The organism is Pseudomonas sp. R4-84, from assembly GCF_054130985.1.
This window is the reverse complement of the sequence record NZ_CP096390.1, coordinates 5,158,391-5,179,670: the sequence shown is the minus strand read 5'-3', so window position 1 is coordinate 5,179,670 and position 21,280 is coordinate 5,158,391. Positions and strand designations below refer to the sequence as shown.

21 protein-coding genes and 1 pseudogene are annotated in these 21,280 nt (G+C 61.5%); 3 read left to right on the top strand and 19 right to left on the bottom strand.

Translation table 11 applies throughout. From position 1 onward, the window contains the following. Window positions 1-352 precede the first annotated feature (352 nt). The 10 genes and pseudogenes from M1D68_RS23430 to ubiE form a co-directional block, all read right to left on the bottom strand. A complete protein-coding gene (locus M1D68_RS23430) occupies window positions 353-2,269 on the bottom strand; it encodes a methyl-accepting chemotaxis protein (RefSeq protein ID WP_434561092.1) in 1,917 nt (638 codons plus the stop codon). A gap of 120 nt (window positions 2,270-2,389) precedes the next feature. Continuing rightward, complete coding sequence (locus M1D68_RS23425; RefSeq protein ID WP_420767021.1) at window positions 2,390-3,097, bottom strand: 16S rRNA (uracil(1498)-N(3))-methyltransferase; 708 nt, start codon at window positions 3,095-3,097, stop codon at window positions 2,390-2,392. After that, window positions 3,094-3,888, bottom strand: coding sequence for a twin-arginine translocase subunit TatC (gene tatC / locus M1D68_RS23420; protein ID WP_420767022.1), 795 nt, complete (start codon window positions 3,886-3,888; stop codon window positions 3,094-3,096). Before tatC ends, M1D68_RS23425 begins: the two co-directional genes overlap by 4 nt. Continuing rightward, window positions 3,885-4,298: a Sec-independent protein translocase protein TatB gene (tatB, locus tag M1D68_RS23415; protein ID WP_420767023.1), complete on the bottom strand. Its 414-nt coding sequence runs from the start codon at window positions 4,296-4,298 to the stop codon at window positions 3,885-3,887. Before tatB ends, tatC begins: the two co-directional genes overlap by 4 nt. Window positions 4,299-4,308: 10 nt before the next feature. Next, on the bottom strand, window positions 4,309-4,596 hold the full coding sequence (locus tag M1D68_RS23410) for a twin-arginine translocase TatA/TatE family subunit (protein WP_420767024.1): 288 nt from the start codon (window positions 4,594-4,596) through the stop codon (window positions 4,309-4,311). Between the two features lie 24 nt (window positions 4,597-4,620). Next, window positions 4,621-4,953: a phosphoribosyl-ATP diphosphatase gene (locus M1D68_RS23405; protein WP_047699744.1), complete on the bottom strand. Its 333-nt coding sequence runs from the start codon at window positions 4,951-4,953 to the stop codon at window positions 4,621-4,623. Then, on the bottom strand, window positions 4,946-5,344 hold the full coding sequence (gene hisI / locus M1D68_RS23400; protein ID WP_003196931.1) for a phosphoribosyl-AMP cyclohydrolase: 399 nt from the start codon (window positions 5,342-5,344) through the stop codon (window positions 4,946-4,948). The genes M1D68_RS23405 and hisI overlap by 8 nt, the downstream gene beginning before the upstream one ends. 125 nt (window positions 5,345-5,469) lie before the next feature. Beyond that, a complete protein-coding gene (ubiB, locus tag M1D68_RS23395) occupies window positions 5,470-7,074 on the bottom strand; it encodes a ubiquinone biosynthesis regulatory protein kinase UbiB (protein ID WP_420767026.1) in 1,605 nt (534 codons plus the stop codon). Continuing rightward, window positions 7,071-7,695: pseudogene (locus tag M1D68_RS23390) on the bottom strand (ubiquinone biosynthesis accessory factor UbiJ). Before M1D68_RS23390 ends, ubiB begins: the two are co-directional and overlap by 4 nt. Next, complete coding sequence (gene ubiE, locus M1D68_RS23385; protein ID WP_420767027.1) at window positions 7,695-8,465, bottom strand: bifunctional demethylmenaquinone methyltransferase/2-methoxy-6-polyprenyl-1,4-benzoquinol methylase UbiE; 771 nt, start codon at window positions 8,463-8,465, stop codon at window positions 7,695-7,697. Before ubiE ends, M1D68_RS23390 begins: the two are co-directional and overlap by 1 nt. Before the next feature lie 154 nt (window positions 8,466-8,619). Here ubiE and M1D68_RS23380 point away from each other — a divergent pair, with 154 nt between their 5' ends. The 3 genes from M1D68_RS23380 (at window position 8,620) to M1D68_RS23370 (ending at window position 10,504) form a co-directional block, all read left to right on the top strand. Then, window positions 8,620-8,895, top strand: a complete 276-nt coding sequence (locus M1D68_RS23380; protein ID WP_420767028.1) for a polyhydroxyalkanoic acid system family protein — start codon at window positions 8,620-8,622, stop codon at window positions 8,893-8,895. A 258-nt stretch (window positions 8,896-9,153) separates the two neighbouring features. Beyond that, the gene (locus M1D68_RS23375; RefSeq protein WP_457968527.1) at window positions 9,154-9,576 is read left to right on the top strand and encodes a phasin family protein; all 423 of its coding nucleotides are present in this window, start codon (window positions 9,154-9,156) and stop codon (window positions 9,574-9,576) included. A gap of 10 nt (window positions 9,577-9,586) precedes the next feature. Next, window positions 9,587-10,504, top strand: coding sequence for a phasin family protein (locus M1D68_RS23370; protein WP_420767097.1), 918 nt, complete (start codon window positions 9,587-9,589; stop codon window positions 10,502-10,504). Window positions 10,505-10,689: 185 nt separating this feature from the next. Here the strand turns inward: M1D68_RS23370 and M1D68_RS23365 are convergent, their stop codons facing one another. From M1D68_RS23365 to argS, 9 genes are all read right to left on the bottom strand, one after another. Then, complete coding sequence (locus tag M1D68_RS23365; protein WP_457968525.1) at window positions 10,690-11,310, bottom strand: TetR/AcrR family transcriptional regulator; 621 nt, start codon at window positions 11,308-11,310, stop codon at window positions 10,690-10,692. A gap of 57 nt (window positions 11,311-11,367) precedes the next feature. Then, entirely contained in the window at window positions 11,368-13,050 is a 1,683-nt protein-coding gene (gene phaC / locus M1D68_RS23360; protein ID WP_420767031.1) for a class II poly(R)-hydroxyalkanoic acid synthase, read from the bottom strand. 111 nt (window positions 13,051-13,161) lie between these two features. Beyond that, window positions 13,162-14,019 carry a poly(3-hydroxyalkanoate) depolymerase gene (gene phaZ / locus M1D68_RS23355; protein ID WP_039592414.1) on the bottom strand — a complete coding sequence of 286 codons (858 nt, stop codon included), beginning with the start codon at window positions 14,017-14,019 and terminating at the stop codon, window positions 13,162-13,164. Window positions 14,020-14,119: 100 nt separating this feature from the next. Then, the gene (gene phaC, locus M1D68_RS23350) at window positions 14,120-15,799 is read right to left on the bottom strand and encodes a class II poly(R)-hydroxyalkanoic acid synthase (protein WP_434561082.1); all 1,680 of its coding nucleotides are present in this window, start codon (window positions 15,797-15,799) and stop codon (window positions 14,120-14,122) included. Window positions 15,800-16,077: 278 nt separating this feature from the next. Then, on the bottom strand, window positions 16,078-16,455 hold the full coding sequence (locus tag M1D68_RS23345) for a gamma-butyrobetaine hydroxylase family protein (protein WP_420767033.1): 378 nt from the start codon (window positions 16,453-16,455) through the stop codon (window positions 16,078-16,080). Window positions 16,456-16,622: 167 nt separating this feature from the next. Then, complete coding sequence (gene hslU / locus M1D68_RS23340; protein WP_039592417.1) at window positions 16,623-17,960, bottom strand: ATP-dependent protease ATPase subunit HslU; 1,338 nt, start codon at window positions 17,958-17,960, stop codon at window positions 16,623-16,625. Between the two features lie 43 nt (window positions 17,961-18,003). Continuing rightward, window positions 18,004-18,534, bottom strand: coding sequence for an ATP-dependent protease subunit HslV (gene hslV / locus M1D68_RS23335; protein ID WP_007968352.1), 531 nt, complete (start codon window positions 18,532-18,534; stop codon window positions 18,004-18,006). Window positions 18,535-18,792: 258 nt separating this feature from the next. Next, window positions 18,793-19,497, bottom strand: coding sequence for an SPOR domain-containing protein (locus M1D68_RS23330; protein ID WP_420767034.1), 705 nt, complete (start codon window positions 19,495-19,497; stop codon window positions 18,793-18,795). A 1-nt stretch (window position 19,498) separates the two neighbouring features. Then, complete coding sequence (gene argS / locus M1D68_RS23325; RefSeq protein ID WP_420767035.1) at window positions 19,499-21,235, bottom strand: arginine--tRNA ligase; 1,737 nt, start codon at window positions 21,233-21,235, stop codon at window positions 19,499-19,501. Between the last annotated feature and the right edge of the window lie 45 nt (window positions 21,236-21,280).

Here is a 21,280-nt window from a genome sequence, read left to right as displayed (position 1 = left end):
AAGATCAAATGTGGGAGCGAGCCTGCTCGCGATGAGGCCGGCACATTCAACATCTCTACTAGCCGTGACACCGCCATCGCGAGCAGTCTCGCTCCCACAATGGGTTTGCGGTGTACGTGAGAGCTGCGGCGCTGAAGATCAAATGTGGGAGCGAGCCTGCTCGCGATGAGGCCGGCATATTCAACATCTCCACTGGCCGTGACACCGCTATCGCGAGCAGGCTCGCTCCCACAATGGGTTTGTGGTGTACACGGCTGCTGCGGCGCTGAAGATCAAATGTGGGAGCGAGCTTGCTCGCGATAAGGCCGGCACGTTCGACATCTTCTTTCGCGAGCAAGCCCTCTAGTCCAAGTTAAACCCTGAACCGCCCCACCAACGTTTGCAAGTGAACCCCCAGCCGCGCCAGTTCAGCGCTCGAAGCTGCGGTTTCCTCGCTGGACGACGCTGTCTGCTCCGACACATCACGCACATTCAGCACGCTGCGGTTGATCTCCTCAGCGACGGCGCTTTGCTGTTCGGCAGCCGCGGCGATCTGTTGGTTCATCGACTGGATCGCCGACACCGTGCGCGTGATGTTCTCCAGTGAGCCCCCGGCGCGGCGGGTCAGTTCGACGCTGCTGTCGGTCAGGCTGCGGCTGTTGTCCATGATGGTCGCGACCTGTTCGGTACCGTTTTGCAAACCGACGATCAGCTCTTCGATTTCTTCGGTGGATTTCTGGGTGCGTTGGGCCAGGCTGCGAACCTCGTCAGCCACCACGGCGAAGCCTCGCCCGGCTTCACCAGCACGGGCTGCCTCGATGGCTGCGTTGAGGGCCAGCAGGTTGGTTTGCTGGGCCACGGACTTGATCACGTCCAGGACGCTGCCGATCTTGTCGCTTTCACGCTTCAGATCGCCCATGGCAGCGGTGGAGTTGCCCACCTCTTTAGCCAGGCGCTCGATCTGAGCGATGGCTTCGCCAACCACCTTGTCGCCTTCACGGGCCTGTTGGTCGGCTGCGACGGCGGCTTCGGAAGCTTCCTCGGCGTTGCGGGCCACTTCCTGCACCGTGGCGGTCATCTCATGCATGGCCGTGGCAACCTGATCGGTTTCCACTTTTTGACTGTTGACCCCGGCGCTTGTCTGCTCGGTCACGGCGGAGAGTTGGTCAGCAGCGCTGGCAATCTGGGTGACGCCTTCACCGATGCCACCGATCAGCTGCCGCAAGCCCACGGTCATGCGTTGCATGGCCCGTTGCAGTTGGCCGAGTTCGTCGCGGCGGTCAGACGTGAGGTTGTGGGTGAGGTCGCCTGCCGCGACGCGTTCCGCCACCTTCAGCGTCTCATCCAGCGGGCCGACAATCTGGCGGGTAATGACCAGGGCAGCGACCACGCCAAACAACAGGGCCAGGGCGGCGGCTGCGATCAGGACGGTCTTGGCTTGAGCGGTATCGTGGTCGCGCACGGCGGTCTGGGACACGGTGAGTTTCTGGCTGGAATCGATCAATACCTGGCCTTGCTCGATCATGCGCTGCAGCGCAGCGCCGTTGTCGAGCTGGGAATCACGAAACTGGCTGACCGCCGCTCGATAGACATTCATCGAGTCGCTGGCCTGCTGAAGTTTGTCGGCGTGCTCCTCGGGCAACTGGGCTGGCAAGCGTGCCAGCAGTTTCAGGACATCGGTGATTGCGTCGATGGCCGGTTGCTGGGCCTCGCTTTTGCCGCTGTAGGTGTAGCCGCGAACCTGATAGCGCGCCTGTTGGATCGCCTTGCTCAGGGTCACTATGTTGTTGAACTGGGCAATATCGCCGCCTTGCAGCAGCGATTTTTCTACCTCGGCGACGCGGGCCACGGTGTTGTCGGCGCTGGCGCCCAGTTTGCTGCGGGCATCTTCGCGGCTGACGGTGGCGCTGGTCATCAGCTCGAATGCACTTCTGTATTCGGCGACGGCGGCCAATTGCTGGTCGACCAGCGCAACGTCCGCCGGCCGTTCAATCAACTCGCGAGCAGTCTTCAGCCCGGCTTCGAGTTTGCCGAGCAGGTCGTTGACCTGTTGCGGCCCTTTCTCGCCTCGGGTGTTGTTGTAGTCGGTGCTGGCCAGGTTCAGGTCCTTGCTCAAGTCATTGAGACTGGCAATGAACCCCAGCTTGTCGCCCCGGCTGATGACATTGCCCAGGCCGGACCAACCGGTGAATGCAATCATCAAGGTGAGGAACAGCACGAGGCCGAAGCCCGCGCCGAGTTTGCGATTGACGCTTACATTTCCCAGACCCTGGGCAAGCCACCGGAACATGCTGATACTCCCTTGGAGCGTTTATATTGGTTTTATGGGGACTGTATCGGCGGCTTTGGTGGGTTCTGTAGGCGTTTGCCGAGATTTCGTGGCGAGGTGTCTGTCAGCGTGTTGCAGGGGTCAGAACAACCGCGCCAGCAGGGCAGTGACGGCGGTCTCGACCCGCAGGATCCGGTCGCCCAGCTGCACCGGCTGCAGGCCGGCCTTGCCCAGCAGGTCGATCTCGTAAGGAATCCAGCCACCTTCCGGGCCGATTGCCAGGGTCACCGGTTCCGTCAGTGCCCGGGGGCAAGGCGGATGATTGCCGGGGTGGCCGACCAACCCGAGGGTGCCATCGACGATGGCCGGCAGGCGATCCTCGACGAAGGGCTTGAAGCGCTTTTCGATGACGATCTCAGGCAGCACGCTGTCCCGGGCCTGCTCGAGGCCCAGGATCAATTGCTCGCGAATGGCTTCGGGCTCCAGGAATGGCGTCTGCCAGAAGCTTTTCTCCACGCGGTAACTATTGACCAGTACCACACGCGGCACGCCCATGGTCGCCACGGTCTGGAACACTCGCCTGAGCATCTTCGGCCGCGGCAATGCCAGTACCAGCGTCAGCGGCAATTTGGCAGGCGGTGGCTGGTCGAGGGTCACTTGCAGTTCGGCCTCGCGAGGGTCCAGGCGCAGCACCTGGGCGGAGCCCATCAAGCCGTCGATGCGGCCGACCCGCAGGCTGTCGCCGACAATACAGCGATGGACTTCCTGCATATGGGTCAACCGACGGTCGCTCAGGACGACGCGGTCAGGCCCGATGAAATCGGCCTCTTCGAGCAGCAGCAGGTTCACGCTTGGGTCGCTGGCGGCTGGTCGTTGTGATCATCGACGGGCTGGTCCTCAGGCTCTTCCCGGCGCTTGCGCACCAGGCCGCCGAACAGGATGCCGATTTCAAACAGCAGCCACATCGGTACCGCCAGCAAGGTCTGGGAGAAGATGTCCGGTGGTGTGAGGATCATGCCGACCACAAAGCAGCCGATGATCACGTACGGGCGGATCTTCTTCAGGTAGGCGACATCGACCACGCCGATCCACACCAGCAGCACCACCGCCACGGGGATCTCGAACGCCACGCCGAAGGCGAAGAACAGCGTCATGACGAAATCCAGGTAGCTGGTGATGTCGGTCATCATTTCCACGCCCGCCGGGGTGGCGGCGGCGAAGAATTTGAAGATCAGCGGGAACACGAAGAAGTAGGCGAAGGCCATGCCCGTGTAGAACAGCAGGATGCTCGACACCAGCAGCGGCACGGCGATGCGTTTTTCGTGCTTGTACAGGCCCGGTGCGATGAAGCCCCAGATCTGATGCAGGATCACCGGGATCGCCAGGAACAGCGAGACCATCATCGTCAACTTCAGCGGCGTCAGGAACGGCGACGACACGTCGGTGGCGATCATCGTCGCACCCACCGGCAGGTACTCGCGCAGCGGCGTGGAGACGAAGGTGTAGATCTGCTGGGTGAAGGCAAACAGCCCGGCGAAGATAACGAAAACCGCCGCGACGCAACGCAGCAGGCGGGTGCGCAACTCGGTGAGGTGCGATACCAGCGGCATTGGCTGGTCGTTTTCAGGGATATCGCTCATGGGGCTCGCGGCGGCAAAGTGGGATCGTTGGGAGTCGGTGTCGTCGCAGGCGCCGGATCGACCGGTTTAACCGGTTCAGCCACCGCTGGCGAGGCTTCGACAGCCGGTGCCTGGGGTGCGGTCGTCGGCTCGGCCACAGGCTGGACCGGCGTCGGCTCCTGCTGAGTCGGCGTGAAGATTTTTCGCGCTTCCTGTTCCAGCGACAGGATGTGTTCGTTGTGCAGTTGCCGACGGATGTCGTCGGCACCGATTTCACGTTCAACTTCCTGTTTGATCGCATTGAAGCTGCGCTTCAGGCGGCCGATCCACAGGCCGGCGGTACGCGCAGCGCCCGGCAGGCGCTCGGGACCCAGCACCAGCAGGGCAACGAGGCCGACGAGCAGCAGTTCAGTGAAGCTGATCCCAAACATTAGTCAGTGCTCACGAGTCTTTGCGGGTTGGCTCTTCGACTTTCTGGGCCTGCACGTCGATGGTGTTCGGTGCATTCACAGGCTGTGTGGCCTGCGGGTGGACCGGTTGGGCCGGTGGCACGGGTTGAGCCTGGTTGGTCGTGGTGTCGGCCGGTTTCTCGTCATCGTTCATGGCCTTGCGAAAACCCTTGATCGACTCACCGACATCGGTGCCGAGGTTCTTCAATTTCTTGGTGCCGAACACCAGCACCACGACCACCAGAATGACGACCCAGTGTTTCCAATCAAAAATACCCATGTGGTTATTCCTCTCAAGAATTGATCAGGCGGATGGGCGCGAGGCTTTCTCGACGTGCCCGGACAGACCGAAGCGACGGTCCAGTTCATCCAGTACGGCCTGGGGATGCTGCCCCAGCTGGGCCAGCATCACCAGGCTGTGAAACCAAAGGTCGGCGGTCTCGTAGATCACGTCGCTGCAGTCTCCGCTGACGGCGGCGTCCTTGGCGGCGATGATGGTCTCGACCGATTCTTCGCCGACCTTTTCCAGAATCTTGTTCAAGCCCTTGTGGTACAGGCTGGCGACATAGGAGCTGTCGGCCGCTGCGCCCTTGCGCTCTTCCAGCACCTGGGCCAGGCGGGTCAGGGTGTCACTCATGGGTATGTCCTGAATAGATGGCATGCGGGTCCTTGAGCACCGGGTCGACGGTTTTCCAGTCGCCGTTCTCGAAGACTCGATAGAAGCAGCTTTGACGGCCGGTATGGCAGGCAATTTCTCCGACCTGCTCGACCATCAGGATGATGACGTCACCGTCGCAATCCAGGCGCATCTCATGCAGGTGCTGCACATGCCCGGACTCTTCGCCCTTGCGCCACAGCTTGCCACGGGAACGTGACCAATAGATGGCGCGATTCTCGGCAGCGGTCAGCGCCAGTGCCTCGCGGTTCATCCAGGCCATCATCAACACGCGCCCGGTCTTGTGATCCTGGGCGATGGCCGGCACCAGGCCGTCGGCGTCCCATTTGATCTCGTCCTGCCAGTTTTTCATCTTCGGTCCTGACGGCAGCTTCAAGCTTCCAGCTGCAAGTAAAAGCGATTCTGTGTAGGGGTTGAGTGATAGGTCCAACCGTTTGAGCTCGCGGCTTGCAGCTTATCGCTTGCAGCTGTTTCGTGCTATCGGCGAACGACCAGATACAAACCAACGGCCACCATGACGCCGGCGGGCCAATGGCCCAGTTGGCTCAACGGCCCACCGGCCGCCAGCACCGCGCCGCCACCCAGGTGGGCCGCGCCGAGCAAACGCAGGAACCAGTCGTCCCGACGGCGTTTCCATGGTGGAGCGGGGTCGTTGGCGTGGGGTTGGGACATGCGTTCGAGCAGGTCGCGGGTCATGTTGGCCAGATGCGGGAGCTGTTCGAATTGGCTCTGGACGTTGCCCAGCAAGGCTTTCGGGCTCATTCGCTCGCGCATCCAGCGCTCGAGGAAGGGCTGGGCGGTGTTCCAAAGGTCCAGGTCCGGGTACAGCTGGCGACCGAGGCCTTCGATGTTCAACAGCGTTTTTTGCAGCAGTACCAGCTGCGGCTGAACTTCCATGTTGAAGCGTCGCGCGGTCTGGAACAGGCGCATCAGGACCTGGCCGAAGGAAATATCCTTTAATGGTTTTTCAAAGATCGGCTCGCACACAGTGCGTATCGCCGCTTCGAATTCGTTGAGCTTGGTTTCGGCGGGCACCCAGCCCGAGTCGATGTGCAACTGCGCGACGCGGCGATAATCGCGCTTGAAGAAGGCGAACAGGTTGCGGGCCAGGTAGTCCTGGTCCTCGGGGGTGAGGCTGCCGACGATGCCGCAGTCGATCGCAATGTACTGCGGGCTCCACGGCTGCACCGTACTGACGAAAATGTTGCCTGGGTGCATGTCGGCGTGGAAGAAACTGTCGCGAAACACCTGGGTGAAGAAAATTTCCACACCGCGCTCGGCAAGCAGTTTCATGTCGGTGCGCTGGTCGGCCAGGGTCGCCAGGTCGGTGACCTGGATGCCGTAGATGCGCTCCATCACCAAGACTTTCGGCCGGCACCAGTCCCAATAGACTTGCGGCACATAGAGCAGCGGCGAGCCTTCGAAGTTGCGACGCAGTTGGCTTGCGTTGGCGGCCTCGCGCAGCAGGTCGAGTTCGTCGTAGATGGTCTTTTCGTAATCCTGGACGACGTCCACCGGGTGCAGCAGGCGCGCGTCGGCAGACAACCGCTCGGCGGCGCGGGCAAGAATGAACAGCCACGCCAGGTCCTGGGCGATGATCGGCTTCAGGCCGGGACGAATCACCTTGACCACCACTTCTTCACCCGTCTTGAGCTGGGCGGCGTGGACTTGGGCGACCGACGCCGAGGCCAGGGGCTCGACATCGAAGCGACTGAAGACCTCGCTAATCTTCTTGCCCAATTGCCCTTCGATCAGCGCCACCGATAACTTCGAGTCGAACGGCGGCACGCGGTCTTGCAGGAGCATCAGCTCATCGGCGATGTCTTCGGGCAACAGGTCGCGACGGGTCGAGAGGATCTGCCCGAACTTGATGAAGATTGGCCCCAGGTCCTGCAAGGCCAGGCGCAAGCGTGCGCCGCGAGTCAGGTCCAGGGTACGCCGGGGGAACCAGCGCCATGGCAACACAAAGCGCAGCGCCAGGAGGAACCAGGGCAGCGGCAAGGCGAACAGCAGGTCATCGAGGCGGTAGCGGATCACGACGCGCTGGATGCGCAACAGACGGCGGACGGCAAGCAGCTTCATGCGTTATCGCTTGGATTCAAGGGATCGGGAAAGGCGCTCGAAACGCGCCTCGAGACGTTCCAGGTCAAGCTTGACCTGGTCCAGTTCATCAAAACGGGCCTGGGCCTCGCGTTGGCCCACGAGGGTACGCGATTCTTCGGCCAGGTATTCACTCAGATTCTGTCCCAGGCTGGCAAAGCCCTGGCGGTACCAGCGGCTGCGGCTGCGCAGGTGACCGCTGAGCAATTGGGTCGCCACCGGACCGATCCAGCGGGACATTTCGTATTCCCAGTCCAGCTCCAGGTCCTGAAGGATCGCCGCCAGCTCCAGCAGCACACCGCTGTCGCCGTCGAGCTCGACGTCCGGGCCGTGCAGCACGGCGGTCTTGTTCTTGCTCAGCGCTAGCTCCAGCAGACTCGATGCCGGGGCTCGCAGCGTGCAATCGGCTTCGGCTTCCCAATGGGCGGCGAGCATCAGGCCTTCATCGCTGGGCAGGATAAACAGTTGCAATGCCGGGTTGCGGCAGTCGACAGCGATCACCTTGCCACTCAAGCGCGCCAGGCGCACCGGCGCCGTACTGTCCAGGCGCAGGACTCGGTTGAGCCCGAGTTCCACGCTGGCGAGCAGGCCGGTGAGCAACATCAGGGCTTGATACCGCGGTGCAGGGCGACGATGCCTGAAGTCATGTTGTGATAGGTCACCCGGTCGAAACCGGCCTCGACCATCATCGACTTCAGTGTTTCCTGGTCCGGATGCATGCGGATCGATTCGGCCAGGTAGCGATAGCTTTCCGCATCGTTGGTGATCAGCTTGCCCATCAGCGGCATGAAGGCGAACGAATAGGCGTCATAGGCCTTGGACATCAGCGCATTGGTCGGCTTGGAGAATTCCAGCACCAGCAACCGGCCACCAGGCTTGAGCACGCGCAACATCGAGCGCAGGGCGTCTTCCTTGTGGGTCACGTTGCGCAGGCCGAAGGCGATCGTCACGCAGTCGAAGTGGTTATCCGGGAAAGGCAGCTTTTCGGCATCGGCCTGGACGAACTCGACGTTGCCGGCCACACCCAGGTCCAGCAGGCGGTCGCGGCCGACCTTGAGCATGGACTCGTTGATGTCGGCGAGCACCACGTGGCCGGTCGGGCCGACGATGTGGGAGAACTTCCTGGTCAGGTCGCCCGTGCCACCGGCGATATCCAGCACGCGGTTGCCGCTGCGCACGCCCGACAGCTCGATCGCGAAACGCTTCCAGAGACGATGCATGCCGCCCGAAAGCAAGTCGTTCATCAAGTCATACTTGGCCGCCACCGAGTGGAAAACCTCAGCGACTTTTTCCGCCTTCTGGCTTTCCGGCACGTTCTTGAAGCCGAAGTGAGTGGTGGGTTCGGCATCGCTGCCTTTGCGCTGATCAGTCATATCGCTGTCACCAAAAAAGAATGCGGGACATTCTAATCCCGGTGGAGGGCTTTGTCTTGGCAAGGCTGCAGGTAAGATGAACCATCGCCCGGACGTTTTGACGCAGGCAGGGTCTGAACGTTCAGGCAAGTCTCGATCAAGCAGGAGTTATCAGATGGCCCGTATAACGGTTGAACGTGAACATGGCTTGGGCAAGGAAGCGGCCCGTGAAAAGGCTGAGAAGTTGGCGCAGAAACTGTCCGACAGCTATGGCCTGGAGCCCACGTGGGAAGGCGACACGCTGAAGCTCAAGCGCTCCGGGGTCAAGGGCGAAGTGCATGTAGGCGAGGATTCGATTCGCGTCGATGTGGAGTTGGGCATGTTGATGTCGGCCATGAGCGGCACGATCAAGGGGGAAATCGAAAAGGCGCTGGATAAGGCGTTGGCTTGATTGATTGGAAACGCGCAAAACTTAAGTTGAGCAAAATCTCCTGTGGGAGCGAGCCTGCTCGCGAAAGCGGTGTGCCATTCAATACTGATGTCGCTGATACCCTGCATTCGCGAGCAGGCTCGCTCCCACATTGGAAATCAGATGTCTCGGGATTTGTGTCGGTTGTTAGGGTGCCGTTTCTAATTATTGCCACTACTTTGTGCCTGAGCCCGTCCGTGTGCGGGCAGTTCCTCAAACCTTTTTCGAGTGAGGTGCACCATGGCCAAAGTTATCCTGAAGAAAAAAACGAACGTTGAATCTTCCACGCTGAGCGACGTGAAAACGTATGCGCGCAAGATCTGGCTAGCGGGCCTGGGCGCCTATACAAAGGTCGGCCAGGAAGGCAGCGAGTACTTCCAGGAGTTGGTAAAGGCTGGCGAAGTAGTTGAAACCAAAGGCAAAAAGAAGATTGCCGGGAAACTTGAAGCGGCCAATAGCGAACTGATCGAAGCCAAGTCCGAGGTCAATACGTTCAAGGCCAGGGTCGAAGTTCAACTCGACAAAGTCGAGAAAGTATTCGACGCGCGTGTTGCAAGTGCCTTGAATCGTATCGGCATTCCGTCTAAACATGACGTTGAGGCACTCTCTGCTAAGCTCGATGAGCTGACGGCATTGCTCGAACGTGTCGCGCGTAAACATTAAGGAGAACGGGATGGCTGGCAAAAAAATCACCGAAAAAGAAGGCAGCTCGTGGGCCGGGAAGATTGAAAAGTACTCCCGCAAAATCTGGCTTGCTGGTTTAGGCGTGTACTCGAAGATCGACACTGACGGCAGCAAACTCTTCGAGTCCCTGGTAAAGGACGGCGAGAAAGCCGAAAAACTCACCAAGACGGCAGTCGGCAAGCAAGTCGACGCAGCCAAGGACTCTGCCGAGTCCGCCAAGTCGCGCATCAGCGGCGCGAAGGACCGTGCGTTGGGCACATGGGGTGAGCTGGAAGGGGCTTTTGACAAGCGCCTGAACAGCGCGATCTCCCGTCTGGGCGTGCCCAGCCGCAATGAAGTCAAGGAACTGCACAACAAGGTCGACACCCTGACCAGGCAGATCGAAAAACTCACCGGGGCCAAGGTCACACCGGTTGCGACCAAGGCTACGGCAACCAAGACGGCGGCGGCCAAGCCTGCGGCGAAGGCGGCGGCCAAGCCACTGGTCAAGGCGGCGGCCAAGCCTGTGGCAAAAGTGGCGGCCAAGCCTGCGGCCAAAACCGCAGCGGCCAAACCAGCTGCGAAGGCAGCGGCCAAGCCGGTAGCAACCAAGGCTGCGGCTAAACCCGCAGCTAAACCGGCGGCCAAAACCGCCGCAGCCAAACCGGCTACCGCCAAACCGGCAGCCAAGCCAGCGGCAAAAGCGGCGGCCAAACCTGCGGCCAAGGCAGCAGCGAAACCCGCAGCGGCCAAGAAGCCGGCCGTGAAGAAACCGGCTGCACCAAAAGCGGCTGCACCGAAGGCGCCAACCGCCGCCGCCAAACCGGCAACAGCTCCGGTGAGCACGGCGAACTCCGCCTCGGCTCCAACCCCGGTGGCCACGCCAACATCTACGCCGACTCCATCGACGCCTCCCACCCAGTCCTGATCTACAGAGCTGAAAAAAACGCCCGGCCTGTAATGGCCGGGTTTTTTTTTGCGCCATAGAACCCTACTGTGGGAACGAGCTTGCTCGCGATGGCGGTGTGCCGGTACACATTGTCGTTGAATGTGCCGCAGCCATCGCGAGCAGGCTCGCTCCCACAATGGGTATGCCACTGCCACTGCCGTTCGTTATTCGTGCTCTTCCAGATACCGCAACGCCATTTGCTCGGTGGCGACCTTGATCGCCGGCGGCAGGTGTGGCGCCACCAGCATCATGACTTGATAGACCACCAGGCGAACGTCGCCTTCGCGATCCAGGATCCGCTGGTAGTCCAGGGAAAACAGCAGGGTCATGGTGACCTGTTCCACCAGTTGCCCCAACGCCTGGGTGTCGCTGACCAACAACCCCTGGGCCTTGAGTTGCGCCAGCAATGAGGCCAGGGTTCGCTTCAGCGCGTTGAGCAACTGGCGAATACCCTTGGCCAGCTTCGGCAGGCGCCCGGCCAGGTTCGACAGGTCCTGGAACAAAAATCGGTACTGAGCGAGGCGTTCAACGATCAGGTGCAGGAACAGCCAATAGTCCTCCGGCGCCAGCTGTGCATCGGCAGGTGGGTCCAACAGTGGCGCCAGCTCGGCCCGGAATCGCTCGAACAATCCGAGTATCAGCGGTTCCTTGCCGTGGAAGTGGTAATAGAGGTTGCCGGGGCTGATGCCCATTTCGTTGGCGACTTCCATGGTGGAAACGTTCGGCTCGCCCTTTTCGTTGAATAACTGCAGGGCACAATCAAGGATACGGTCGCGGGTCTTCATCCGGTCTTCTTAATGGTGAGTCGTGCCACGGTCCGCGATGCGGCCGTGCTGAGGCCTTCAGCGCACCCGTACATAGTTTCCGGGCGCGGCTTCCAGAGGCGGATATTTGCTGTTGCCCAGCGCCATGACCGTTTCGCGCTGTTCGCCGGAGCGTTCCTGGATCCAGCCCAGCCACTGGGGCCACCAACTCCCCTCGACGTGCTTGGCGTCGTAGTACCAAGCCCTGGGGTCGCTGCTCAGCTTCGGGTTCTCGATGTAGTTGGCCTTGGGGTTGCCCGGCGGGTTGAGAATGCTCTGCACGTGACCGCTGTTGGACAGCACGAAACGGCGGTCGCCCCCCAGCAGCAGCGTCGAGCGGTACACCGCGTCCCATGGGGTGATGTGGTCGTTGATGCCCGCCACGCTGAAGCTGTCCACCGTGACTTTTTGCAAATCAATCGGCGTGCCGCACACTTCCAGCGCGCCCGGGCGGGTCAGCGGGTTGTGCTTGAAAAAGTCCAGCAGATCGCCGTGGTACGCCGCCGGAAGCCGAGTGCAGTCGTTGTTCCAGTACAGGATGTCGAACGCCGGCGGCTCCTTGCCCAGCAAGTAGTTATTGACGAAATAACTCCATATCAGGTCGTTGGGGCGCATCCAGGCGAATACGCGGGCCATGTCGCGCCCGTCGAGAATGCCTCGCTGGTAGGAGCGACGCTTGGCGGCTTCGAGAGTCTGTTCGTCGATGAACAACGTTGCCGGGCTTTCCATCTCGCTGTCCAGCAGGCTGACCAGGTACGTCGCACTGGCGACCCGGCGCAGCTGGCGCTTGGCCTGCAAATGGCCTTGCAGGGCGGCGATGGTCATGCCGCCGGCGCAGGCGCCCAACAGGTTGACTTCCCGTGCGCCGGTGATCGCCCGGCAGACGTTCATGGCTTCTTGCGTCGCCTCGACATAGCTGGACAGGCCCCATTCACGATGGCGAACGTCGGGGTTGCGCCAACTGATGATGAAGACCTGCAAGCCGTTTTTCAGGGCGTATTGGACGAGGCTATTTGAGGGGCTGAGGTCGAAGATGTAGAACTTGTTGATCTGCGGCGGCACGATCAGCACTGGCGTGGCGAATTGCTTTTCGCTCATCGGTTTGTACTGGATCAGTTCCAGCAGCTCGTTGCGAAACACCACCGCACCGGGTGTGGTTGCCAGGGTCTTGCCGACTTCGAAAGCCTGGGGCGTGACCTGCCGGGGCAGCCCATCGTTGTGCAGCAGGTCGTCCACCAGGTGGCTGATGCCACGAATCAGGCTGGTGCCGCCGGAGTTGAACAGTTCCTTGATCGCCAGCGGATTGAGCAACGTATTGGAGGGCGACACCGCGTCGTTGAGCAGGGAGAAAGTGAAATGGGCACGGGCGCGATCGTCCTCGCTCATGTCGCTTTCGTCGATCCAGCTCCTGACCTGCTTTTGCCAGCTCAGATAGGCTTGCAGGCTACGACGATAGAATGGATTGAGCTGCCAGGTGGGGTCGGCGAAGCGCTTGTCGTTGGGGTTGGTGGGGTGCAGCGTTTCGCCCAGCAGCACGCGCCCCAGTTGACTGCCCAGCCGCAACGCATGCCGGGCGCTGTGCACCGGATTGCGCAAGCCATGAGCGGCGACGTTGCGCAAGGTAGAAAGCAGGTCCCTGCCGCGCAGGCCGGTGACCGCGCTTTGTGCATTGATGAAACTGGCAGGGGCGGGCATGGAACCCTTCGCCGGTTTGTCGCGCATGAGTCAACTCCTTCGTCATCAGGCTAAAAACAAACACACCGAACCAGACAACATAGACGCTGTTTCGGGTAGTTGCGTGATCCGGCGTCCTGCCAGGCGCAATGGGCGGTGTCAGCCGCCACCCAGCGGTGCGGGATGTGGGTGCATGACCGCGCGCTGACGTTCTTCCTCCAGGAATTTCATGATGATCGGTGCCACGGCCTCGGCCCGGGTGATCAAGAACAGATGGCCGTCATCGATGATGTGCAACTGAGAATTGGGAATGCGCCAGGCCAGCATGCGCATGTTGATCAGGGGAATCAGCGGGTCGTCGTCTCCGGCCAGGATCAGCGTTGGCTGGTGGATCTTGTGCAGCCAGTGGATGCTGGTCCAGCCAAGGCCCGCGAAAAGCTGCCAGTAATAACCGAGCTTGCCGGCCGAACGCACCTTGGCCGCGTGACGGGCCGCCAGGCTTGGGTCGCGGCGGAACGAGCCGCCGTAGATCAGTGGAGCGATGCGCATGACATGTGACGGCTGCACGTAGCGCCGGGGGCTGGCCATCATCCACAGCACCTTCGGCTTGCCGGGCACCATGACCGCGCCGGCGGCCGTGGCGGCGAGCACCAGCTTCTTGCAGCGCTCCGGATAGTCGTGGGCGAACTGCTGCGCCAGGGCGCCGCCCCAGGACACGCCGATCACGTTCACCTGCCCGTAGTCCAGGTAATCGAGCATCCGCGCGGTGAGCTTGGCCAGGCCGGGAAAGCGATACGGCCGGCTCGGTGTAGACGAACCGCCGACCCCGGGCACATCGAAGGCGATCACTTCCAGGTCCGGGTCCAGCGCCTCGATGAATGGGAAGACCAGCTCCAGGTTGGCGCCGATGCCGTTGAAAATCAGCAGCGGGGTCAAATGGGGCTTGCCGGGACGTACCGCGGTGCGCAAGGTCTGGCCATCCAGGTCGACGGTACGGAAGATGTACGGTTGCGGCATGCTTCAAGCCCTGGGGTTAAAAAAGCAGAATGGCAGCTTCAAGCTTCAAGCTTCAAGCTTCAAGCTTCAAGTTAAGGCGCTTGTAGCTTGAAGTTCACAGCTATCTTTCATGCACGTAAGTGCCCGGCGCCGCCTCACCGGCCACGTAGGTCTTGTTACCCAGCACCGAGGGCGCTTTCTTCAGCTTGCCCGAGCGCTCGGCCTGCCAGGCTTGCCAGTGCAGCCACCAGGAGTCGGTGTGCTTGGTGGAGTTTTCCATCCAGTCCTCGGCCTTGGCCGGCATGTCCTCGCTGGTCATGTAGCGCGACTTGGGGTTGCCCGGCGGGTTGAGGATGCTCTGGATGTGGCCGCTGCTCGACAACACGAAATCAACCTTGCCGCCAAACAGCTGCGCCGACTTGTAGCAGGACTTCCAAGGCGTGATGTGGTCGTTGGTGCCGGCCAGGGAAAAGATGTCGGCAGTGACCTGCTTGAGGTCGATCGGCGTACCGCATACTTCCAGTGCATTGGGGCGGGTCAGCGGGTTGTTCTTGAACATCTCGATGAGGTCGCCATGGAACGCCGCCGGCAGTCGCGTGGTGTCGTTGTTCCAGAAGAGAATGTCGAACACCGGTGGTTCGTTGCCCAGCAGGTAGTTGTTGACCCAGTAATTCCAGATCAGGTCGTTGGGACGCATCCAGGCGAAGACCTTGGCCATGTCGCGGCCTTCCAGTACGCCGGCCTGGTAGGAATGGCGCTTGGCCGCTTCCAGGGTCTGCTCGTCGACGAACAGGGCCACGTCGGTGTCCAGGGTCGTGTCCAGCACACTCACCAGCAGCGTCAGGGCATTGACCTTCTTCTCGCCGAGCGCGGCGTAATGGCCCAGCAGCGCGGTGCAGGTGATGCCGCCCGAGCAGGCGCCCAGCATGTTGACGTCCTTGCTGCCGGTGATGGCCGTGACAACGTCCACCGCTTCCTTGAGCGCTTCGATATAAGTCGACAGGCCCCACTCGCGCTGCGCCTTGGTGGGGTTGCGCCAACTGATGATGAATGTCTGCACGTTGCTGCGCAGGCAGAAGCGCGCCAGGCTCTTATCCGGGCTCAGGTCGAATACATAGAACTTGTTGATTTGCGGCGGGACCACCAGCAGCGGCCGCTCATGCACCTGCTCGGTGATGGGGCGGTACTGGATCAGCTCCAGCACATCGTTGCGAAACACCACGGCGCCTTCCGTCACGCCCAGGCTCTTGCCGACTTCGAAGGCGCCCATGTCGACCTGGCTCGGCATACCGCCGTTGTGTACCAAGTCTTTTGCCAGGTGGGACAAACCGTCGAGCAGGCTCTTGCCGCCGGTTTCGAAGAAGCGCTTGACCGCCGCCGGGTTGGCCGCCGAGTTGGTCGGGGCCATCGCCTCGGTCATCAGGTTGATCACGAAATGCCCGCGGCTGATGTCCTGGGGCGAGAGGCTGCTGTCGTCGATCCAGGCGTGCAGCTCCTTGCGCCACGCCAGGTAGGTTTGCAGGTAGCGTTTGTAGAGCGGGTTCTGGCTCCAGGCCGGATCGGCGAAACGACGGTCGTCGCTGGTGGGCTGCAACTCGGACTTGCCGAACAGGACCTTCCTCAGCTCAGCGCCGAAATGGGCCACATGCTTGACGCTGTGAAGGGGTTGTCTGATGGTCTGGGTCAGCACCATCCGGGCAGAGGCCAGCAGGTCCTTCCTGCGCAAGCCGACGACGGGATTCAAGCCCAGGGTGTTTTCCGAGGCTTGGTATTTCAACTCATCGTTGTTCTTGTTGCTCATCTACGACGCTCCATTGTCCTTCAGACGAGTACCGGGGCCGTGCCGTGAAGCCGCAAGGCCAATACCAGGTACGCTGCTCGGGGTGACCATTAATTCCGCATCGAGGGCAATGAGGAAACGTGTGCCAGGAACTCGCCGGTTCCTTTGCAGGGAACTTGCCAGCTCCATTGGTTACCCGAGTTTAATTTTTTTCGCAAGCAGGCCAGTCATTGACGATGCTGCGCGGGCATTCAAGCAGATGAGTCTAGAAAATTCGCCCTAAAGCGCCAGCCCTTGAGCTAGAGCATCAGCTTGACGACGGACTCGTTCGGATCGCGGGTTTTTCCGGCGGCCTTGAGCTCGGCGAGATAATCGTTCCACAGGACTTCCTGGCGCACTGCCAACTGATACAGGTAGTCCCAGGTGAACAATCCGCTGTCATGGCCGTCGTCGAAGGTCAATTTCAGTGCGTACTGGCCGGCCGGTTCAACCTTGGTCAGGCCGACGCCGAGCTTGCCGTATTGCAGGATGGGCTTGCCGTGGCCCTGGACCTCGGCGGAGGGCGAGTGCACCCGCAGGAATTCCGCTGGCAGGTGGTATTCCTCGTCTGGCGCGTACTTGAGCGTCAGGGTCTTGGAGGCTTTGTGCAGGTTGATGGCGGTGGGGAGTTTGGTCATGGCCTATGATCCGTCTCTGAAGGACGCGTTGATCTGCAAAACGACGGGGTTCATGTGGGAGCGAGCTTGCTCGCGATAGCGGTTTGACAGTCAATACATGGATTGAATGTTGTGCCGCCATCGCGAGCAAGCTCGCTCCCACAGGTCCGGGGAAACCTGTCGGTGGCTTACAGGATATAGCGCGACAGGTCTTCGTTCTGCGCCAACTCACCCAGGTGGCTGTTGACGTACTCGGCGTCGATGCGGATCGGCGCTTCGTTGTGGGCGCTGGCCAGGTCGCCGGCGCTGAACGAGACTTCCTCGAGCAGACGCTCAAGCAGCGTGTGCAGGCGGCGGGCACCGATGTTCTCGGTCTTTTCGTTGACCTGCCAGGCGATCTGCGCCAGGCGCTTGATGCCTTCGGGCGCGAACTCGATGTTCAGGCCTTCGGTCTTGAGCAGCGCGCAGTATTGCTCGGTCAGCGACGCATGGGGCTCGCTCAGGATGCGTTCGAAATCTTCCGGCGACAGCGCCTTGAGTTCAACACGAATCGGCAAGCGGCCCTGCAACTCAGGAACCAGGTCGCTCGGCTTGCTCAGGTGGAACGCGCCGGAAGCGATGAACAGGATGTGGTCGGTCTTGACCATGCCCAGCTTGGTATTGACCGTGCAGCCTTCGATCAGCGGCAGCAGGTCGCGTTGCACGCCTTCGCGGGACACATCGGCGCCGCCGACGTTGCCGCGCTTGGCGACCTTGTCGATCTCGTCGATGAACACGATGCCATGCTGCTCGACCGCTTCCAGGGCCTTGGCCTTCAATTCTTCTTCGTTGACCAGGCGGCTGGCCTCTTCATCGCGCACCAGCTTCAGCGCTTCCTTGACCTTGAGCTTGCGGCTTTTCTTCTTGCCCTTGCCCATGTTGGCGAACAGGCTCTGCAGCTGGTTGGTCATCTCTTCCATGCCCGGCGGCGCGGAGATGTCGACACCGGCCATCTCGGCCACTTCGATCTCGATCTCCTTGTCGTCCAGCTGGCCTTCGCGCAGGCGCTTGCGGAACAGTTGGCGGGTGTTGGAATCCTGGGTCGCGGCGGAGTCGGCGTTGAAGCCCATGCGCGCAGGCGGCAGAAGCGCATCGAGGATGCGTTCTTCGGCGGCGTCTTCGGCGCGATGGCGAACCTTGGTGATTTCCTGCTCGCGCAGCAGCTTGATAGCGGCATCGGCCAGGTCGCGAATGATCGACTCGACGTCGCGGCCCACGTAGCCCACCTCGGTGAACTTGGTGGCCTCGACCTTGATGAATGGCGCATTGGCGAGCTTGGCCAGGCGACGGGCGATCTCGGTCTTGCCGACACCGGTCGGGCCGATCATCAGGATGTTCTTGGGTGTTACTTCGACGCGCAGTTCTTCAGGCAACTGCATCCGGCGCCAGCGGTTGCGCAGGGCAATGGCGACGGCGCGCTTGGCATCGTCCTGGCCGATGATATGGCGATTGAGTTCGTGGACGATTTCGCGGGGAGTCATGGACATAATAATTGGCGGTCCTCAAGCGGAAGTCTGGGCCTGGATGGGCTCACTCCGCGAGGTCCTGCTCCTCAATGGTCTGGGTGTGGTTGGTGAAGACACAGATGTCGCCGGCAATGCCAAGGGCTGTCTCAACGATTTCCCGGGCCGACAGGTCGGTTTTTTTCAACAGGGCGCTGGCGGCGGCCTGGGCGTAGGCCCCACCGGAACCCATGGCGATCAAGCCGTCTTCAGGCTCAACGACGTCACCGTTGCCGGTGATGATCAGCGAGGCATCCTTGTTTGCGACCGCGAGCATCGCTTCGAGGCGGCTCAGGGAGCGGTCGGTACGCCATTCCTTCGCCAGCTCGACGGCGGCGCGGATCAGGTGGCCCTGGTGTTTTTCAAGCTGGCCTTCAAAACGTTCGAACAGGGTGAAGGCATCGGCGGTGGCCCCGGCGAAACCGGCGATGACCTGGCCGTGGTACAGGCGGCGGACTTTCTTCGCGTTGCCTTTCATCACGGTGTTGCCCAGTGAAACCTGGCCGTCGCCGCCCATGACGACTTTGCCGTGACGGCGGACTGAAACGATGGTGGTCAAGGGAAGAGTCTCCACGCAGCGGGGCGAAAATGCCCGGATGGAACTCATATGGGGGTGGCGTGGGGTTTTTCAACTGCAAGGGTGCGGAGGGGATGAGTGGTCCCTCGCTGTTTTTGGCAGAGGACTTCTTTGTGGCGAGGGAGCTTGCTCCCGCTGGACCGCGCAGTGGTCCCAAGCTTTTAGGGCTGCTACGCAGCCCAGCGGGAGCAAGCTCCCTCGCCACGAAAAGCCTCGCAGCCATAAATGCCTTCGTTGGAATCAGCGGCTCTGGCGTTGTTGTAACAACAGGTTGCTGAAACCGCTGCCGGCCAGTTGTTTCTGGGCCTTGGTCAGCTCTTCCCGATTGCTGAACGGGCCAACCAATACCCGGTACCAGGTTTCGTCCTTCACCGTGCCGGATTCCACCGAAACCGACTGGCCCAGCAAAATGATCTGCGCCCGGACCTTGTCGGCATCGGCTTCCTTGCGGAACGAGCCGGCTTGCAAGAAGAACTTCGTCACTGGCGCAGCCTTTTGTACGGGCGGCGCGGGTGGCGGCGTGATGCCGGCCAGGGCCGCCTGGGCGCGGGCGGTGTCGATCTTGGCGGCTTCGGCCGGGGTCACCGGTGTGGCCGGCACCTGAGGCACTTGTGGTGTCGGCAGGGTTTTCTCCGGCACGGCATCGGGCGGCACGATGACTTCCGATTCCGGCAGCAGGGTATAGAAGTCGTACTTCGGCTTCACCGGTTGCGTCGGGCTCGGCGGGGTCTTGTTGGCCTCGGCGATCCGCGTGGCTTTCTGCTGCTCTTGCCGCACGCGCTTGACGTCATCGCCCTGGCCCGGCTCCAGCTTCATCAGAAAGACAATGAAAGCGCCGACGGTCAAGCCGATGGCCATCCACAACCAGCCCGGAATCGGCTTTTTGGCCGGGGGCTGGTAACGACTGGCGCCGCGTTTGGGTGCAGGTTTTTTCTTGGCGGCCAACTTACATGCGCTCCAGGGTTTCCAGGCCCAGCAGTTCCAGGCCTTGCTTGAGCGTACGTCCGGTCAGCGCGGCGAGGCGCAAGCGGCTCTGCATTTGTGCCGGGGTGTCGGCGCTGAGGATCGGGCAGTTCTCATAGAAGCTGGAGAACAGGCCAGCGACGTCGTACAGGTAGGCACACAAAGTATGCGGTGTACCTTTGTCGGCGACGTTGTTCAGCACCTCGCCGAACTGGGCCAGCCTGGCCGCGAGTTCCTGCTCGTGGGCGGCCTCGAGGACAATCTGACCCTCCACTTCGTCGAAGCGTTTGCCGAGCTTGCGGAACACCCCCGCCACGCGAGTGTAGGCGTACAACAGGTACGGCGCGGTGTTGCCTTCGAAGTTGAGCATCAGGTCGAAGTTGAAGCTGTAGTCGCTGGTGCGGTGTTTCGACAGGTCGGCGTACTTCACCGCGTCGATGCCGACGACCTTGGCAATGTTGCGCAGTTCGTCTTCGGCCAGGTCCGGGTTCTTGCCCTTGACCAAGGTGTAAGCGCGGTCCTGGGCTTCGGTCAGCAGGTCGATCAATTTTACGGTGCCGCCGTCGCGGGTCTTGAATGGGCGGCCGTCGGCGCCGTTCATGGTGCCGAAGCCCATGTGCTCCATTTCCATCGGGTGGGTCACGAAGCCAGCCAGGCGCGCCACTTCGAACACTTGCTGGAAGTGCAGGGCTTGGCGCTGGTCGACGAAATACAACACCCGATCGGCCTTGAGCACGCCGTTGCGGTAGCGTACGGCCGCCAGGTCGGTGGTGGCATAGAGGTAGCCGCCGTCGGCTTTGACGATGATCACCGGCAGGGGCTCGCCATCGGCGGTCTTGAACTGCTCCAGGAACACGCACTGGGCGCCGTTGCTTTCTACCAGCATGCCCTTGGCGCGAAGGTCGTTGACCACGTTGACCAAGTCATCGTTGTAGGCGCTCTCGCCCATCACGTCGGCCATGGTCAGCTTGACGTTCAGCAGCTCGTAGATTTTCTGGCAGTGGGACAGGGAGATGTCCTTGAACTTGGTCCACAGCGCCAGGCACTCGGCATCGCCGGCCTGCAGCTTGACCACCAGGCCACGGGCGCGGTCGGCGAACTCGGGCGATTCGTCGAAGCGTTGCTTGGCGGCGCGGTAGAAGTTTTCCAGGTCCGACAGCTCGTCGCTGGTGATGGGGTTTTCCTGCAGATAGGCCATCAGCATGCCGAACTGCGTGCCCCAGTCGCCGACGTGGTTCTGGCGGATCACGGTGTCGCCGAGAAACTCCAGCACGCGCGCCACGCCGTCGCCAATGATGGTCGAGCGCAGGTGGCCGACGTGCATTTCCTTGGCGAGGTTAGGGGCCGAGAGGTCGACTACGGTGCGCTGCAATGGCCCGGCCTTGCGTACGCCAAGGCGCGCGTCGGCCAGGGCCGCGTCGAGACGCGAGGCCAGGGCCTGGGTGTTCTGGAAGAAATTGATAAAGCCTGGGCCGGCGATATCGGCCTTGCTGACGTTCTCGTCGGCCGGCAGCGCTGCGATGATCTTTTCCGCCAGGTCGCGAGGCTTCATGCCGGCCGGCTTGGCGAGCATCATCGCGATGTTGCTGGCGAAGTCGCCGTGGGTCTTGTCGCGGGTGTTCTCGACCTGAATCGCCGGCGACAGGCCTTCTGGCAGCACACCTTCAGTGACGAGTTGGGTGATGGCTTGCTGGATGAGCTGGCGAATGGTGTCTTTCATGGTCTTCTCTTTCAACCGCAGGCGCGGCGGCGCTTCGATGCGCTG

What these genes read in the sequence shown, in the direction of transcription:
- M1D68_RS23430 (WP_434561092.1), bottom strand. Translation starts at nt 2,269, where the DNA reads ATGTTCCGGTGGCTTGCCCAGGGTCTGGGAAATGTAAGCGTCAATCGC.
- tatC (WP_420767022.1), bottom strand. Translation starts at nt 3,888, where the DNA reads ATGAGCGATATCCCTGAAAACGACCAGCCAATGCCGCTGGTATCGCAC.
- tatB (WP_420767023.1), bottom strand. Translation starts at nt 4,298, where the DNA reads ATGTTTGGGATCAGCTTCACTGAACTGCTGCTCGTCGGCCTCGTTGCC.
- M1D68_RS23410 (WP_420767024.1), bottom strand. Translation starts at nt 4,596, where the DNA reads ATGGGTATTTTTGATTGGAAACACTGGGTCGTCATTCTGGTGGTCGTG.
- M1D68_RS23405 (WP_047699744.1), bottom strand. Translation starts at nt 4,953, where the DNA reads ATGAGTGACACCCTGACCCGCCTGGCCCAGGTGCTGGAAGAGCGCAAG.
- hisI (WP_003196931.1), bottom strand. Translation starts at nt 5,344, where the DNA reads ATGAAAAACTGGCAGGACGAGATCAAATGGGACGCCGACGGCCTGGTG.
- ubiB (WP_420767026.1), bottom strand. Translation starts at nt 7,074, where the DNA reads ATGAAGCTGCTTGCCGTCCGCCGTCTGTTGCGCATCCAGCGCGTCGTG.
- ubiE (WP_420767027.1), bottom strand. Translation starts at nt 8,465, where the DNA reads ATGACTGATCAGCGCAAAGGCAGCGATGCCGAACCCACCACTCACTTC.
- M1D68_RS23380 (WP_420767028.1), top strand. Translation starts at nt 8,620, where the DNA reads ATGGCCCGTATAACGGTTGAACGTGAACATGGCTTGGGCAAGGAAGCG.
- M1D68_RS23375 (WP_457968527.1), top strand. Translation starts at nt 9,154, where the DNA reads ATGGCCAAAGTTATCCTGAAGAAAAAAACGAACGTTGAATCTTCCACG.
- M1D68_RS23370 (WP_420767097.1), top strand. Translation starts at nt 9,587, where the DNA reads ATGGCTGGCAAAAAAATCACCGAAAAAGAAGGCAGCTCGTGGGCCGGG.
- M1D68_RS23365 (WP_457968525.1), bottom strand. Translation starts at nt 11,310, where the DNA reads ATGAAGACCCGCGACCGTATCCTTGATTGTGCCCTGCAGTTATTCAAC.
- phaC (WP_420767031.1), bottom strand. Translation starts at nt 13,050, where the DNA reads ATGCGCGACAAACCGGCGAAGGGTTCCATGCCCGCCCCTGCCAGTTTC.
- phaZ (WP_039592414.1), bottom strand. Translation starts at nt 14,019, where the DNA reads ATGCCGCAACCGTACATCTTCCGTACCGTCGACCTGGATGGCCAGACC.
- phaC (WP_434561082.1), bottom strand. Translation starts at nt 15,799, where the DNA reads ATGAGCAACAAGAACAACGATGAGTTGAAATACCAAGCCTCGGAAAAC.
- M1D68_RS23345 (WP_420767033.1), bottom strand. Translation starts at nt 16,455, where the DNA reads ATGACCAAACTCCCCACCGCCATCAACCTGCACAAAGCCTCCAAGACC.
- hslU (WP_039592417.1), bottom strand. Translation starts at nt 17,960, where the DNA reads ATGTCCATGACTCCCCGCGAAATCGTCCACGAACTCAATCGCCATATC.
- argS (WP_420767035.1), bottom strand. Translation starts at nt 21,235, where the DNA reads ATGAAAGACACCATTCGCCAGCTCATCCAGCAAGCCATCACCCAACTC.